This window comes from Candidatus Thermoplasmatota archaeon (assembly GCA_035540375.1).
GTDB lineage: Archaea > Thermoplasmatota > SW-10-69-26 > JACQPN01 > JAJPHT01 > DATLGO01.
This window is the reverse complement of the sequence record DATLGO010000017.1, coordinates 18949-34462: the sequence shown is the minus strand read 5'-3', so window position 1 is coordinate 34462 and position 15514 is coordinate 18949. Positions and strand designations below refer to the sequence as shown.

The window sequence follows — 15514 nt, the reverse complement described above, 5'->3', positions numbered from 1 at the left end:
ACCTCCATTTCGGGTGCGTCCGGGCGGGGTTTCGACAAAACCCGTTCAGGGGCCATGTGGAGGCCTCTTCCATATCGCTTTTAATGTCCTCAAGGTACGTCCGCCCCGATGCACCCGGGCCAGTCGTCCACCCGACTCGAGGCGCGCCTCGTCCGCGAGGCCCTCGCGGCGGCGCGGGCGCTCAAGTCACACGCGATCCCGCTCCTCGTGATCGCGCTGGGACTCTATTTCCTGTACGAGCCCACCCTCGGCTGGCTCGCCAACGCGTGGATGAACGACGAATACTACGGTCATGGCATCCTCGTCCCCCTCCTCGCGACGTTCCTTGCGTGGCGCGTCCGCGCGCGGTTCGGCGCAGGCCAGGGCGCGGGCGCGACCCGGGCCGTGCTCTTCCTTGCGCCCGCGATCCTCCTCTACGCGACCGCAGCAACCCTCGCCGATCCCTTCGTCTACTCGCTTTCCCTCATCGCCGCGCTCTGGGGCGTCGCGGTCTACGTGATCGGCCCGAAGAGCGCCCTTCCGCTTGCGGGACCCGCGCTCTTCCTCCTGCTCGCAGTCCCGCTCCCCGGCCTGCTCGAGATCGGCGTCGAGCTCCAGAAGCTCGCGGTCTGGGGCACGACGAAGGTGCTCGCGGTGACGGGCATCTCGTTCGTGCAGGACAACTTCATCATCCAGGCCGGCGACCTGCGCTTCGAGGTCATCCCGCTCTGCAGCGGCCTCTCGAGCCTCATCAGCATCCTCACGCTCGGCACGTTCGTCGCGGGCGTCTCGCCGCTCAGGAACGTCTCGCGCGGCCTCCTCATCCTCGCCGCGGTCCCCATCGCGCTCGCCGCGAACGTGCTGCGGGTCGCGACGAGCATCTGGGTGGGCGTCGTCTGGGGTCCCGAGGTCAGCCAGTCCTTCCTCCACGGGCTCTCGAGCCTCTTCCTCTTCCTCGTCGCGTTCGCGGGCGTCCTCGCCCTGCGCGCGCTCCTCATCAAGATCGAAGCGAAGGTGTACCGGAATGGCTGAGACGAAACCGAACTACCGCCCGCTCTACGTGGTGCTCGGCGCCACCGTCTTCGCCGTCGTCCTCGCGTCCCCCGTCGACGCCTTCCAGACGGGCGGCGTCACGTTCATCGACACGGAGCTGAAGTCTGGCCAACGCGAGAAGCGGCAATTCGTCGACACGAAGCACCCGATCGGCGACCCCGAGAGCCTGCGCGACTTCCCGACGTCGCTTGGCCGCTGGAACATGTCGTACGAATACGACTGGAACTTCCTGCAGGAGCTGCTCTCGACCGACCTTCTCCTCAGCCGCGACTACCGCGCGCCCGGGGTCTACGTGCCGGTGAGCCTGCTCATCATCCAGTCCACGAACGTGTCGAGCTTCCACCCCGCGCCCGTCTGCTACAAGGCGCAGGGCTTCACGATCCGCGACGAGCTCACCACCACCGTCACGGTTCCCGTCAAGGATTCGAGCTGGGCCGAGAGCGGGTGGCTCTCGGAGCGCGAGGGGCGGGTGTTCAAGGGCGCGATCGAAGCGAAGGAGCTCGTCGTCGAGCGCACCACGAAGGACGGCGCCACGCAGCGCGAACTGAACCTCTACTTCTACATGAAAGAGGAGAAGCGCGACGTGACGGACCGCATCGCGTGGATCCGCGTCAGCATGTTCGTGCCCGCCGAGGGCGACTACTCCGCGCATCGCGGCATCATGATGGACCTCATGGGCGAGGTCGTGCCCCGCCTCTTCGTCTTCAGCGAGCGCCAGGGCAGCGCCACCGTCGCCGAGTATCTCGCCTCGAAGATCGCCGGATCCGCTTAGGTGGGTGAGCCGACGAGCGAGGTCTGGGTCCATGCCGTCGCGAGCCTCGCGCTCGCCTGGGCGATGGGACTGCGCGGCCGCTGGCTCGTTCTCGCGATCGGCGCCGGCCTCGCGCCCGACCTCGACCATCTCCCGATCCCGGGACTCGTCGCGCGCGGCACCACGACAAATCTCCTCGTTCTCGCCGTCCTGCCGACCGCGGCCTACCTCGTCGCGCGCGCCCGGGGGGCGTCGCCCGCCGCCGTCCGCTTCCTCGCGGCCCTTCCGGTCGTGTTCCTCGGCCACGTCGTGCTCGACCTCCTCCCCGTCCCCCCGGGCGGCGCGACGGCGAGCGCGGCCCTTTTCTATCCCTTCGACGCTCGGAAATACACCGTGCCGGCCGACCACCTCGCCTTCGCGCGGACCCTCCCGGTCCTCGTCGGCGTCCTCGCCCTCTTTCTGCTCGCGATCCTCGCCCTCGGCCACCGCGCGCTCGCGGCGCGGCGCGGCCTCGTTCTTGCGCTCGCGCTCGTCGCCGTGCTGCCGCTCGCCGCCGCCGCGGGGGCGGTCGCGCCGGCGCCGGGGCGCGTGAATGCGCTCGTGGGGATCGACAGGGCCTCTTACGACGCCGCATCCGGCCGCATCGCCGTCGTGGTGCGTCACGAAATCGGGGCCACCGCCACCATCGCGTCCCTTACGGTCGAAGCCATCGCGGGAAATGAACGCCTCGCGGTCCGTCACAATCCTGACCGCCTCGCGCCCGGCGAGGCCTGGATTCTCGAGCTCGTGGCAGGTCGCGGGCTCGACCCGAGCGAGCTTGTCGTCCGTGTCTTGGGCCGCGACGGCCACATCTTTGCCGCGCGATCCGTGGAGGCTTCCTCGTGAGCCTCTCCACGGACCTGCGTTCGGATGCCGCAACGTCGTTTCGTGTCTCGCGCGAGGAAATCGGGCTCGGTCTCCTCGGCATCGCGCTGCTGCTCACGGTGGTGACCGCCGTCACCTCGTCCGTACCGCGTTACGAACCGGGCGTGCCCCTCTGGTTTCAGATGCCGCCGGCGTATTTCGCGGCGTATGCAAACGCGCTCGTCGCGGCGTTCGTCGCGACGCGGCCTCGCACGCGCGTTCTCGCAGCCATGACCGCCGGCTTCCTTACCGTCATCCCGGTCGTGCTTCTTCTCCCGTATGGACATCTGCACGACACGAATCGGAACCTTCTCATCGCGATCCAAACGCTCGCGGGAACCCCGTCGGGCATGTACCGAGACGCCTATCCGGGATTCTGGACGTTCGTCGGCTTCGCCCACTACCTCAGCGGACTTGCGCCGTGGATCTTCATCCGTCTATATCCGCTCGCAAGCGTCGCGGCCTACGCGGCCCTCGGTTATCTGGTTCTGCGCGAGGCGATGCGGCGGACGCGCTCGTCCTCTCCCGTCATCGGGGTCGCGACGGGCATCTCGCTCATCGTTCTCCTCGCCGTTGCGCCCCTCGTGTGGATGCGGACGAACCTCGCGCCCGAATCCTATGGGCTGGCGATGGGCATGCTCCTGGTCTATCTCGCGATGCGACGCCGCGACGGCACCATATTTGCCGTCGCGTTCTTCGCCGCGGCCGCCGCGCTCACGGTCTCGCATCCCCTTTCCCCGCTGCTCGTGCTCCCGGCCCTGCTCGCCGTCCTCGGCATGGAATCGGGGGCGATCGTCGGCGGCGTCAAGAACGCGTTGAAGGCGTTCCCTTTGCAGATCGGAGGGACCGTCCTCGCGATGTGGATCGCTTGGATCACGTATCGATCGGATTGGATCTTCAACCACGCGCGGGGCATCGTCGTGGACGCGCTCGAGAAGGACAAGGAAGTGACGGGCGTCACGAGGCTTCTCGAAGGGACGGAATGGGTCCTCCTTGCAAACGTGACATTCCTCGCGCTCCTTGCCCTTGCCCTTGCGCCATTCGTCCTGCGGGCCTGGAAATCGGACCTTGGTCGTTTCGCTATTTTGTGGGGCGTCTTCATGGGTCCCCTCCTCGTCGGCACGGCGGGTGGAAAATTCTTCAGCCGTCCCATCCTCGTTCTTTTCGTTCCCCTCGCCGCCGTCGTGGGCTGGTCCTACGCCGCGCTGGACTGGCGCCGGACGTGGAAAGTCGCCGCAATCTTCCTCCTCGTGCTTGCAGGCATCGCAGGCTCTCTCCGCAACGGCTACGTCGAGAGCTATGATCGGCCGACAGGCGCTGAGGTCCAGGCCTTCGAATACATCTACGCCCAGGACGAGGTCGCCTATCGTTCTTCGCTCGGCATCCACTTCACGGCGGCAAACGCGCCGCTCGACGCCAAGGGCCTTCTCCAAGGCGGCGGCCGAGCCCTCGCGCCCGATCAGGCGCAATTCTACAGCTTGCGGCTCGTGACCGCGCAGGCGGTGACATATGCCGCGCTCGAGGGAGCCGCCCCTTCCACGATCACGGGTCTGGTCTGCGACGATGCGAGCGTCGTGTTCGACAATGGAGGCGCCATCGTCTGTCGGGCCAAGCCGGTCGGTCGCGGCGTCGGCGTCCCCTTCATCCGGTGAAGCGGTCGCACGAATTCCGCGGGACGTCACCCTATATAGGCGGCGACTTCAAAGGAGACCTTCGACGCGACGCACAAGGTCGTCGGCATTGAGCTCAGGGATCGAAACGTGGCCGATCCCCAGCTCGTCCGCGACGTCGGCGACCTTGTCCGCATAGGCGATCGCCGTCGACGGACGTCCCACGCGCGAGGCGAAGATCATCGCATGGAGCCGCATGGGAACGTGCACGCGGGGTATCCGGAACAGCGCCGCGGCGAGCTTCGGGTGATGCAGACCCGCGACGACACCCGTCAGCTGCGGGTCGAGCTTCGCGGCGAGTTCTCGGGAAAAATGCAGATCGTTCGTGTAGGTCCCATATGGGAAATGGGCCGTTGGAAGGAAGAGGATCGGGTGTCCGCGAGCCTGGAGCGCCCGGAGCGCGCCGAGAAGCTCGCGTTCGAGGTGCTCCTGGTTCTTGCGGACGCGGCGCGGCGAAACGCCGATCCATGGTCGGCCCGCGTCGATGCCTTCAGCCTCGAGCGCCTTGACGGCTGCCTCGCGCCCGAGGGGCTCGAGCGCCGTCACGGGATCGGGAATCTGAGTCGAGGGGATGCCGAGGCTCTCGAGGAAAGTGTGCGAGGTCTCGTCGCGGACCGAAAGCGTACGGGCCTTTCGAAGAACGGGGAGAAGGATGCGGAGCGTCGCGGGATCCGTGTCCGGGTAGATGCCAAGGGCGTGGAAATGAATGGCTTTCCCGATCGCTTGGAAGCCCCGCATATAGTAGGCGAGACCCTTCGTAAGCTTCCCGCCGAGCCCGCTGAAGACGCCGCCGCCTCCCAGGACGAGGGCATCGGCTCGCCACGCAGCCCAACCGGAGGCAGGAGAAACCGCCTGCACGGCACGGACGCCGTGCATGGCGCGCGTCGCGTCGGGGTCGCGCGATACGACCGTGAGGTCCCGACCCGCGAGGTCATCGAGCAGCATGCTGAGAATGGCTTCATCGCCCAGATTGCCGAAGCCAAATGATCCGAGGACCAGGATGCGGTGTTCGTTCGCAGGCAGGCGCTCGCTCATTCGCATCATCAGGCGTTCCGCGCCGTCGATTGCCTTCATGTCCATCAATCCTCCGCCCCTGCACTCGCCGGAGCCTGTGCAATCCCGGCGTCGAGGATGGCGTCAGGGCCGAAAAGCCGCCAGGTCGCGACGAGACCCGCGACCCCTGTCGCCGCGAGCCAACCCATTCCGTATCCCTCCAATGTGGGCGATACCGTGACCCAGAGAAAGGCCGCAAACGTGAGCGCCGCAAAGGCGGCGCTCGCGGCGACGAGTTCCGTCGTACGTGCGTACACGCGGAGGCTCGCTTGATAGATGGCGAAGATGCCGAGCGGGATGCTCGAGAACAAGAGGTAGGCAACGAGGGAAGCGCTCTTTGCGGCGTAATCTCCGCCGAAGAGGGCGAGCGCGAAGGGAGCCGCGACAAGGCCGACGATCGAAAGGCCAAGCGTGAGGCCGACGGACACGGCGAGGGTCCTCCGCGCCTTGGCGGGATAGAGCAGGGGGTTGGCGGATCCGAAGGCAAGGAGGGGCCCCGAGGCCGCCGTCGTCACGACCCACATGAGTCCAGCGAGCTTCCAGGACGTGTAGAGGTAGGCGGTCTCCGCGGCGCCGAGCGCTTCGAGCGCGATGAGCGGGAGCACGAGCTGCGGCGCCATGAAGAGGAGATGAGCGACGTGGGCGACGAGGCCAAATCCCATGAGACCCGCGGCGGTCTTCAGTGCCGGAGCGGTCATCACACGATACCCTTTCAGGATCCAAGCGAAAGCCACGAGCAGGCTCGCCACGACCGTGAGGACAAAGGGGACTGAGTTCGCGGCGAAGACGCCGGTCGCCCCCAGCGAGACCGGAAGGAGCGCGACAAGTCCGATCTTCAATACGTTGCCCACATTGTTCTTCCAGAAGACAAGGCTGGAGCGTTGGACGGCCGTGAAGACGGCATCGACGACGCCGCTCAGCGTTTGGAACGCGACGAGTCCCGCGAAGGCCGCGACGAAGCCCGCGGTCGCAAGGCTTTCCGCGAGAGCGGGGATCATCAGCCGCGAGGCAAGTCCTGCGAGGACGCCTGCTACGAGGCCGAAAAGGGCTGTGAACGCAAGCGCGCTGTTCACGAGGCGGTCGCGTTCGGCTCGATCCGCGCGGGGGAGTTGCCGAAGGATGGCGAAGCTCATTCCCGCGGAGGCGAGGAGCGTCACAAGCTGCGTCGTCGAGATCAGAGCCGTTGCAACGCCCACTTCCTCGGGCGAGAAGCGTCGGGCGGCGAAGATCCAGAATGCGAAGCCGAAGGCCGCGAGGGATGCCGAGTTCGCCACCAAATACGCCGTGTTCTGGAGGACCGGGTCGCTCCGAAGGCGTTTCAAGCGCGTCCGCAATTCGCTCAAGGTCCCTCATTCCCGTAACGGACGAGAATTCGGAGCGCCCTCGTTTCGCCCGTCGCGGCGCCCGTCGCGGTGATTTCCATCCAGGCTGGACCGGGCTCGCGATCGGGGAGAACGAATTCGGCAACCCGCCGAGCGCCGGGTTCGAGCGCGAGCGTGCGGGTCTCGCTCCACGTTCCATTGGTGATCCGCGCGACGACCACGACGTCTTCTGCGATCGGCCCGCCGTCGACGATGGCGAAGAGGATCCGCGAGTCGGCGTCCGTCACGTTGTGGGGGTGAAGGGGAATACGGTTCTCCGACGTCACGACGTGAAGCGCAAGCGGCGCGGGATCCGTCGTCGCCGCGATTTTGGCTCCGACGGCCGCGACGGCGGCGATGCCGAGGACGAGGACCACGATGGTCAGGGCGCGCTCGCGGGGAGCAAGCGGCACGCGCGCCGGCCGGACCGGCGCAATCTGCTCGGAGGGGCCTCGGGCGCGTCTAAGCGCCGCCGAGACCCAAAGGCCGATGAAGACCAAACCGAATGCAAGGGTGAAGTTAGCCCGGTCCAGGCTGCCTGCGACGTGCAGCGCAGCCGCAACAAGGGGCGGGACAACAAGGGAGAAACCGACCGCGAGCGCATGGCGCTCGACGCGTCCATGGACGGGGGCCGCGCGCCCGGGCCACACCGTCTCAATCACGAGGAAGCCGGTCGCCCACGCAAGCAACACCGCGGCCGCAACCATCGAAACCGGGTTCGTGATGACGATCCCGATGCCGGCCGCGGCCGCCACGAACGCCGCGAAGGCGAGGTCATAGGACGCGGGCTTGCGTCCGGCCGGTCCCATGGCGTGTCCCATCGTGGAAGCCCTCTTTAAACGTTCTTCAAACGCCTCGCAAACGGCGTGTACGCCGGGCTCGCCGCGCGCCATCGCGCGAGGATGGGCTGGACCACCCCCGCCCAACCTGGACCCGGAGCCTCGCGCATCGCGTCGAAAAGGGCGGCCCGGACGGAGGCGGGCCTCCGGGTCGCGACGGCGAGGAGCGGCCACGGACGCTTCGCGTGCACGGCCGAGAGGATGGCGAAGGAGAGGGCGGCGCCCGGGCCGTCCGCGGCGCGAAGGGCCTGCGCGAGGGTCGCGCGCGCCGCGTCGGGCGCGTCGCGCTCGGCGGCGCCGGCCGCGAGGAGCGTCGCGTCGACGAGCGTCGCGCGCGCCTCGTTCCACCAGGCTTCGAATGCGACTGCTTCGAGCGGCGCGGGGTCGCGCCGCGCGGCGAAGGCGCGGGCGGAGGCGTCGCGGAAGCGGGCGAGGAAGGCCGGCGCGCGCGCTTCGAGGTCCTTCGACGCGAGGACGCCCTGAACGCGGCGGTCGAGCGCCGCGTCGTAGAACCCGCCTGCGGCCGCAAGCGCGTCGGAAGCCCCGAGGAGCGCCCGGGCGACCTTCGCGACGTGACCCGGCTCGCCGCTCGCGCCGTCGAGGCGCAGGCGCGCGAGCTCCTGCAGGTAGTTCAGCGCCACGACGACGCCCTCGGTCGGCGCGACGTCCGAGGGCTTTGCGATCGGGATCGTCGCGAGGAGGTCGGGACCGTGGATCGTGCGACCTCCGAAGCGGACTTCCGCGAACCAGACGCTCGCGGGCGCCGTCGCGAGGAGGCGAGGCGTGAGCGGCGCGACGGAAACGGACAGGCGGAGCGCCCCCTCGAGCGAGGCGGCGATCGCCCGCTGCCTGAGCACGAAGCGCGGGTAGGCGGCCGGCTTCACGACGACGAGGGCGTCGAGGTCGCTCGTGAACACGCCGCGTTTTTCGTCGAAGGCGGGATTGCCTTTCGCGAAGCTCCCCATGAGCGCGACGGAGACCACGCCGTTCTCGCGGGCGAGGCGCTCCGCGAGCGCGCGCTCAATGTCCGCCGCACGCTGCGCACGCATGGGCGTGGCGTTCCCCCGTGAGGGCGGTCGCCCCGCCGCGCGTGGGCGGCGGGTGCTCGCGAATGCCGATCGAGTGGAGCATGTCGTTGAGGAGCGTCGTGGAGCGGACCCGCGGGGAAGGCGTGCGGCCCGTCGTCAGGAACGCCGCGGTCTGCGTCGGGTGGCGCGGATCGTAGCCGTGCATGCCGCGGGGTTTCACCCACGAGACGTAGGCTGGGTAGAACGCCGTGGTGGGCTCGAGAAGGTAGATGGCGTCGCCGTAGCCGCGGTGCGCGAAGTCGACGCCGAGCGCGCGGCGGTCGCTTTCGTCGAGGAAACGACCGTTTCCGACCGCGGCCATCGCATCCTCGACGCGGCGCTTGGCGGAGTCCGTGTGGAACCAGAAGCGCGCCATCGTGGAGTCGATGAACGGGATGAAATCCCTGCCGTGGCCCGGGATCGATTTGAGGATCTTCGGGAGGTTCACGTGGCGCATCGTCGAGGCCATGCCGTGGTCGGAGACGAGCATCGTTTCGAACGCGGAGCCCCAATGCTCGCGGGCCCATCCGAGCGCGCGGGCGACAAGCGCGTCCGTGCGCTCGAGCCAGGCATCGAACTTGGAGCCCGCTTCGGGGGCGAACCAGTGGCCGGCGGCGTCCATGTTCGCGTTGTACATCACGACCACGTCGTTCTCGCGGATCGCGTGCTCGAGCTTCGCGAGATGGCGGTCCTTGGGATACCACGGCACGTCGACCCAAGCACAGCGGTGGCCGTGCGCGGTCGCGATGGAGAAGAGCGAGGGGACGCCGACGCCCTTGAGGAGGTCGCGCTCCGTGTGGTCGAAGTTCTCGAGGAGCCCGATCGGCACGTTCTCCCAGCTGAGCTTCGGATAACCCCTCGCGCGGCCGTAGCGCGCCACGTAGGTCTTCGACAGCGCGAACTTGAGCCCTTTGCGCGGGAGCTCGCCCGGAACGTGGTCGATCCATCGGAACGCCTGCGTCGCGGCGGTCTTGAATGGAGACTTGTCCGGCGCGTATTGGAAGTAGCTCCATTGCTCGTGCACGTCGGGGGCCGTGCCCGTGAAGAGCGACACCTTGTTCGCGTTCGAGAACCCCAGCACGGGCTCCATCTCGCTCACGGCGCTTCGCGCCGCGAGGTCCGCGAGCGCCTTGGCGCGCGGATGCTTGAGGTAATCGGGGTGGAACCCGTCGAGGAAGATGACGAGGAGCTTCACGGCCTGACCCTCGCGGACGTTGTCTCGGGGGGCGCGGGTCCTTCGACGGCAACGCGGCGAAGCGGCTCGCCGCGCGCGGCGGCGTCGAGTTCGAGGTACAGCGCGTGGATCTGGGCGGCGACGCCGGCCCAGGAATACTTCGCGCGGATGGCCGCCGCGAGCGCGTGGCCGCGCGGCGCGTCGCGGGTGCCGCGCGCCGTCTCGACGAGGGCGCGCGCGAGATCCTTGGGGTCGGCCCTCGCGAACAGGTTCCCGCCGTAGGCCGCGACGTACGTGGTTCCCGGCAGCTCGCTCGCGATGACCGGCGTGCCGCAGGCCATCGACTCGATGAGCGTCATGCCGAAGCTCTCCTGGTGGCTGATGCTCGGGAGAACGGTCGCGCGCGCGTTGGCGTAGAGGTCGCGCAGCTGCTCGTTCGTGACGAATCCGAGGAACTCGACGTCGAGGCCGAGCGCGCGCGCCTTCGCCTCGAGGTTCGCGCGCTCGGGGCCCGAGCCCGCGACCTTGAGCGGCAGGCGGTCCGCGGCCGGGACGAGCGCGAGCGCCTCGAGGAGGGTCGCCACGCCCTTGAAGGGAACGAGGCGACCGACGAAGAGGAGGTAGTCGCGCGTCGGGTTCGCGACCGGCGCGTAGAAATCCGTGTCGACCCCGTTCGGGATCACGCGGAAGATGTCGCTCGGGAGCGTGCGGAGGCCCGGCGACGTCATCTCGTAGCCGTGGTTCTTCAGGATGATCGCGCCCGTCGTCGCGAAGGCGTGCTTCGCGAAGGCGTAGTAGAGAGGCGCGAGGATCTTCACGGCGGCGCCCATGGGCGGCACGTCGAAATGGTAATCGAGCACCGAGGGCTTCCCGCGGAGCTTCGCGAGAAGGGGAAGAAGCTCGGAGTACGAAGGATACGTCGCGGGGACGTGGTAGAGATCATAGTCCTTCATCGCCTCATCGAGGATGAACCCGAAGGGCGTGCGCATGAAGACGCCCGCGCGGCGCCGCTGCACGATGCGCACGCGGCCGCGTTGCGTGACCTCGTTGGACTCGCCCGTGCACAGGATGGTGACATCGAGGCCGCGCCCGGCGAGCTCCTGCGTGAGGCAGTCGCTGTACCGCTCGACGCCGCCGATGTGGCCGCCCTGCGTCGTCCCCTCGCGGGGGACGGGATTGAAGGGGGCGATGAAACAGATCCGCAACGGCCCGTCCTCGCCGACCTTCGATAAAGACTTATCGAACGATCCGCTTCCGGGCGAGCTTCGCCGCGATCTTCGGACCGTCCTTCCAGGCGCTGAGCCCGCTCTTGCCGCTGCGGAGGCGGTACTGGATCGGGATCTCCTTGATGCGGAGGCCGGCCTTCGCGCTCTGCGCGAAGAGCTCCGCCTCGATCTCGAAGCGCTCGGCGTTGAGGTGGAGCTTATCGAGCGCGCTGCGCTTGAAGGCCCACATGCCCGTGCAGACATCGGTGCAGCGGCGACCGTAGAGGACCGAGGCGAGGAGCGAGAGGGCGCGGTTTCCGAAGCGGTTCGTGGAGGTCATGGCGCCCTCCTCGATGCGTCCCTTCAGGCGCGTGCCCATGACGACGTCCGAGCCGTTCGCGGCGGCCTCGACGAACTCGGGAATCGCCTCCGCCGGATAGGTGTTGTCGGCGTCGATCATGACCACGATGTCGCCCTTGATGGCGGAAAGGGCGGCGCGGAAGTCGTTGCCCTTGCCGTTGCCGCGACGGACGACGACACGCGCCCCCAGGTTGGCGGCGATCTCGCGCGTGCGGTCGCGGCTCGAGCCGTCGACGACGAGGAGGTCGACGAGCCAGTTCTGCTGCGCGAGGGCCGCGAGCGGGATCGCGCGGAGCGTCTCGCCGATGCCGGCTTCCTCGTTCTTCGTCGGAATCAGGATGGTGACCGTGCCGCGGACCGGGACGGCCGTCACGGACGGCCGTTCGGTGGAGACGGGAATCTGCGCGGGAGCTTGAAGGATCGGAGTCATGGAACCAGCCTGAATGCCCGAGTGCCAACCAGGGCAGCGCTGCAGTGCATGGAGTGACGCTTGGCCCTTCTGCACGCCTTCTCGTGAAGGACAGTCTGTAACTGACCTCTATGCGCTGACGGGTCCGTTCCGAGGGCGCTTCTAGAGATGAGTTCCATAGGTGAGGCGCGGCGTGCTCAAGCAGCCCCCCGCCCACGGACCGCGCGTCCATGGATGAAGCAGGGTCTCTCCGCCGGAAGCCTCGCCGTTTCCCGGCGGTCTTCTGGACGCTCATCCTTCTGCTTTCGGCCCTCGCGACGGCTTTCGCGCTCGCGCCGAACGAGGTCGCAGGCGCGGTCACGCGCGCGCTCGGCCACGCCGCCGCGATCGTGCAATACATCGCGGGCAGCTCGGCCTCGGGGCTCCTGCTCCTCGGTTCGGTCGTGGGCGGAGGGCCGTCGACGGGCATCCCTCCGGACGCGCTCGATCCGACCTCGACCGGCGCCGGGGCGCCCTCCGTCGGCGGCCCCACGCCGGATGACGCACCGGACGACGACCGCGGGTCCTCGCCGGTCCCTTCCGGAGGAAACAGCGAGGGCGGGAACGCGACCCAGGAGCCCTCGACCGATGACGCGTCGAGCCCACCGAGCTCCCCGGCTGGATCGAACGAGCCCCTCGGCCCCTCGACGTCGTCGTCGTCGTCGTCGACGACTTCGCCCACGCCGCTCGTCGCGCCGCCTCCGCCCGTCCTCGTCTCGGGGCTCGTCGCGAGGCCCGGGTCGAACCCGGGCGAGATCGATCTCGCATGGAGCCCGGCCGCGGCGACCACGTATGCGGTCTACCGCGGCGTGACGGCTTCCTCGCTCGCGCTCCTCGACACCACGTCCACGTCGACGTTCACCGACACCGGGCTTTCACCCGGCGCGACCTATTATTACGCCGTCGCCGCGCTCACGGGCGGCGTTCCGGGTCCGCTCTCCGCGACGACGTCGAGCGTCGCGCAGACCTCGGGCGAGCAAACCCTCCCGACGCCCGAGCTCCCGACGCTCGTCCTGGGCGCCGCGGGTTTCGCGGTGCTCGGGCTCGCGCTCCGCCGCCGGGCCCCCTGACGTCACGACCGGTGAGGGGTGGCCTTCCATGCGCCGCTTCCACGGTTCCTTATGGCCTCGCCTGCGGATCGCGGTCGCGATCCCCATGACGAACCAGCCCCGCCGTCGTATCCTGACGGTCGGCGTCGCCCTCCTTCTCATCGGCGTCTCGCTTGCGGCCATCGCCTATCCGGACGCGGTCGCCCGTCTGATCGAAAACGTGGTCGCCGGGGCCCTCAAGGCCTGGAACGCCCTCGTCGGCACCGTCGCGGGCGGCGCGACCTTCGTCGGGACCGCGTCACCCGACGACGAGGCCGGCCCAGGGCCCGCGCCTCCCGCCGCGCGCGTCCCGAAAGGCCCCGTCGGCTCGACCTCTCCGGACGGCGTTTCCGGGGAGGGCGACGACGGCGCCGACGACGCGTCGGATGCGACGCCCCCGGTTGCGCCCTCGCGCGGAGCGCGAACGCAGGCCTCCTCCGAGAATGCGTTTGAAACCGGCGGCGCTTCGCCCTCGGTCGGGATCGGCGAGGAGGGCGATTTCGTCGATGAGACCGTCCTGCCGACCCCGCCGGGCGCGCCCCAGAACCTGCTTGCGGTGCCTGGCCCCGAACCGGGCTCGATGGACCTGACGTGGGACGCCGTCGAGGGGGCGACGGGATACCGCGTCTACCGGGGCGTTCGCGCGGATGCGCTGATGCTGATCGCGTTCACGGCGGATCTCCGCTACGAAGACCGGGGCCTTGCGCCCGGCGCCAGCTACTACTACGCGGTCTCGGCCGTCACCGGTGGCCTCGAGGGACCGCGGGCCTTGTCGTCGCCTTCCGTTGCGCAACCGTCCGGAAGCTCCGCGCTCCCGACGCCCGAGCTCCCGACGCTCGCGCTCGGGCTCGCGGGGCTCGCGATCGTGGGTGTCGCCGCGCGGCGCCGCCCGTGACGCTCAATTTCGCACCCACGTCAGGGGTTTGGTCGGTAAACGCTTCACGCGTCCGCGCGCCTCGAGGTCGAGCTGCGCGGACTTGGTCCACCAGCCGACCTTCTCTCCCCCCGGAAAGAGCGCCGCGGGCGCGCGAGCGGCCACCGCTTCCATCATCGCCGCCTGCGTGAGGCCTGGCGCCTTCCGGGGGAGCGAAGCCAGGAGCGCCTTCTCGATGGCCTTGAATTTCGTGGCGTCAAGCCGGACCACGCGGCCCGGCACGTTCACGTTGCGGACCTCGAGGCGGCCGTCGTCGATCGCGGTCTTGCGACCGGCGGTCTTCGCCTTCTTCGAGATCTTCGCGGTGCGCTTCGCCCTTCCCGGCATGACGATTCATCGGCATGGCGAATGAAAAGCTTGCGGCGCTCCCGCTCGGGCAACCGGGGGAGGAAAAAGAGAGGCGGGCCGCGTCGCGGCCCGCGTAGGCCGGTCGAACGGCTCAGCGCGCCGACTTGGCGACGCGTTCGACTTCTTCCTTCTTGCCCACGGCGAACGAGTTCATGTCGTTCTTCGCGGCCTTCAGGATCTCGTCGGCGATGCACTGCGCGATGGGGTTCTTGCTCTTGTGGCTCGCCGCGACCGCGCCCGACGTGATGTTGCGGAGCGCGACGTCGAGGCGGCGCGAGGGCGCGACGTCGACGGCCTTGGGGACCGAGATGCCGCCGTAGCGCAGGCGGGTGACCTCTTCGCGGGGCGCCGCGTTCTCGAGCGCCTTCACGAGCACCTGGATCGGGTTGTCCTTCGTGCGCTCGTGGATGATCGCGAACGCGTCCTTGACGGCGCGGTAGGCTGAGGCCTTCTTGCCCGTCCACGTCTCGGTCTTCATCATCTCGTTGATGAGGCGCTCCACGACGTGGATGCGCTGCTTGCCGAAGGCCTTGTTCGCGTGGCGCGCGCTCGTGTGGAGCACGAGCGTCGGGCTGAGGTTGATGTACTTCGCGAGCGAGACGTCGGAGACCGACACCTCGTCGAAGGCGTACTTGCCGAAGAGCGGCGGGACCGGGAACTTCGGAACGACGATGACCGGGCGCTGCGGCGCGAGGGACTCCTCGGCGGCGGCCTCGAGCGGGGCGTCCGTGTCGGCGGGCGGGGCGGGGTTGGCGGGGTTCTGCTCGTCCGTCATCGACATCACCTCATCGGCTTTTCCTTCTTGCCCTTCACGAGTTCCGTGAGGGCGACGCCGTTCACCTGGATGACCTTGAAGCGGACACCCGGGATGTCACCGTACGAACGGCCCATGCGGCCGCCGATGCCTTCGATCATGACCTCGTCGTGCTCGTCGATGAAGTTGATCGCGCCGTCGCCCGGCGCGAACGCCGTGACCTGTCGACCGTTCTTGATGAGCTGGATCTTGACGCACTTGCGGATGGCCGAGTTGGGCTGCTTCGCCTCGATCCCGACCTTCTCGATCACGATGCCACGCGCCTGCGGGACACCCTCGAGCGGGTCCGACTTGTCCTTGAGGGCGAGCGTGCGGCGCTTGTAATACCGGTCCGACCAGCGGAATTTCTGCCGGTCGTCCTGGAGCTTCCGGGCGGCGAAGAGACCTTTTGCCATGTGTTCACCTGGCGTCTGTACAGCTCCGAGGGAAAGGCCGAACGGTTCCCGCGAAGGGGAGGTCCGCAAGCT

The 15514-nt window shown here is 68.6% G+C and carries 16 protein-coding genes; 6 read left to right on the top strand and 10 right to left on the bottom strand.

Translation table 11 applies throughout. From position 1 onward, the window contains the following. The first annotated feature begins 108 nt into the window (after positions 1–108). Genes VM889_02075 through VM889_02060 form a run of 4 tightly spaced genes read left to right on the top strand, consistent with a single transcriptional unit; the run spans position 109 to position 4338 of the window. Positions 109–1011: an exosortase/archaeosortase family protein gene (locus tag VM889_02075; protein ID HVL47324.1), complete on the top strand. Its 903-nt coding sequence runs from the start codon at positions 109–111 to the stop codon at positions 1009–1011. Continuing rightward, positions 1004–1804, top strand: a complete 801-nt coding sequence (locus tag VM889_02070; GenBank protein ID HVL47323.1) for an exosortase-associated EpsI family protein — start codon at positions 1004–1006, stop codon at positions 1802–1804. The genes VM889_02075 and VM889_02070 overlap by 8 nt, the downstream gene beginning before the upstream one ends. Then, complete coding sequence (locus VM889_02065) at positions 1805–2668, top strand: hypothetical protein (GenBank protein HVL47322.1); 864 nt, start codon at positions 1805–1807, stop codon at positions 2666–2668. Next, positions 2665–4338 carry a hypothetical protein gene (locus VM889_02060; GenBank protein ID HVL47321.1) on the top strand — a complete coding sequence of 558 codons (1674 nt, stop codon included), beginning with the start codon at positions 2665–2667 and terminating at the stop codon, positions 4336–4338. The genes VM889_02065 and VM889_02060 overlap by 4 nt, the downstream gene beginning before the upstream one ends. Positions 4339–4386: 48 nt before the next feature. On the opposite strand, the gene VM889_02055 is transcribed toward VM889_02060, so the two are convergent. From VM889_02055 to VM889_02025, 7 genes are read right to left on the bottom strand one after another with little or no spacing between them, the layout of a single operon-like run. Beyond that, on the bottom strand, positions 4387–5436 hold the full coding sequence (locus tag VM889_02055) for a polysaccharide pyruvyl transferase family protein (GenBank protein ID HVL47320.1): 1050 nt from the start codon (positions 5434–5436) through the stop codon (positions 4387–4389). Next, positions 5436–6731, bottom strand: a complete 1296-nt coding sequence (locus tag VM889_02050; GenBank protein HVL47319.1) for a hypothetical protein — start codon at positions 6729–6731, stop codon at positions 5436–5438. Before VM889_02050 ends, VM889_02055 begins: the two co-directional genes overlap by 1 nt. Before the next feature lie 17 nt (positions 6732–6748). After that, positions 6749–7579, bottom strand: coding sequence for a hypothetical protein (locus VM889_02045; GenBank protein ID HVL47318.1), 831 nt, complete (start codon positions 7577–7579; stop codon positions 6749–6751). A 26-nt stretch (positions 7580–7605) separates the two neighbouring features. Then, positions 7606–8658 (bottom strand): hypothetical protein, encoded by a 1053-nt coding sequence (locus tag VM889_02040; GenBank protein HVL47317.1) that lies wholly within the window; start codon positions 8656–8658, stop codon positions 7606–7608. Then, positions 8630–9871 carry an alkaline phosphatase family protein gene (locus VM889_02035; protein ID HVL47316.1) on the bottom strand — a complete coding sequence of 414 codons (1242 nt, stop codon included), beginning with the start codon at positions 9869–9871 and terminating at the stop codon, positions 8630–8632. Before VM889_02035 ends, VM889_02040 begins: the two co-directional genes overlap by 29 nt. Further along, positions 9868–11055, bottom strand: coding sequence for a glycosyltransferase family 4 protein (locus VM889_02030; GenBank protein HVL47315.1), 1188 nt, complete (start codon positions 11053–11055; stop codon positions 9868–9870). Before VM889_02030 ends, VM889_02035 begins: the two co-directional genes overlap by 4 nt. A gap of 31 nt (positions 11056–11086) precedes the next feature. Continuing rightward, positions 11087–11788, bottom strand: coding sequence for a glycosyltransferase family 2 protein (locus tag VM889_02025; protein ID HVL47314.1), 702 nt, complete (start codon positions 11786–11788; stop codon positions 11087–11089). Positions 11789–12054: 266 nt separating this feature from the next. Here VM889_02025 and VM889_02020 point away from each other — a divergent pair, with 266 nt between their 5' ends. Both VM889_02020 and VM889_02015 read left to right on the top strand, forming a co-directional pair. Further along, positions 12055–12933: a hypothetical protein gene (locus VM889_02020; GenBank protein HVL47313.1), complete on the top strand. Its 879-nt coding sequence runs from the start codon at positions 12055–12057 to the stop codon at positions 12931–12933. A gap of 85 nt (positions 12934–13018) precedes the next feature. Further along, positions 13019–13846, top strand: a complete 828-nt coding sequence (locus tag VM889_02015; GenBank protein HVL47312.1) for a fibronectin type III domain-containing protein — start codon at positions 13019–13021, stop codon at positions 13844–13846. Positions 13847–13849: 3 nt separating this feature from the next. Here the strand turns inward: VM889_02015 and VM889_02010 are convergent, their stop codons facing one another. From VM889_02010 to VM889_02000, 3 genes are all read right to left on the bottom strand, one after another. After that, positions 13850–14212: a hypothetical protein gene (locus tag VM889_02010; GenBank protein HVL47311.1), complete on the bottom strand. Its 363-nt coding sequence runs from the start codon at positions 14210–14212 to the stop codon at positions 13850–13852. A 112-nt stretch (positions 14213–14324) separates the two neighbouring features. Further along, positions 14325–15008 (bottom strand): 30S ribosomal protein S7, encoded by a 684-nt coding sequence (locus VM889_02005; GenBank protein HVL47310.1) that lies wholly within the window; start codon positions 15006–15008, stop codon positions 14325–14327. A gap of 5 nt (positions 15009–15013) precedes the next feature. Beyond that, complete coding sequence (locus VM889_02000) at positions 15014–15442, bottom strand: 30S ribosomal protein S12 (protein HVL47309.1); 429 nt, start codon at positions 15440–15442, stop codon at positions 15014–15016. Positions 15443–15514: the final 72 nt, after the last annotated feature.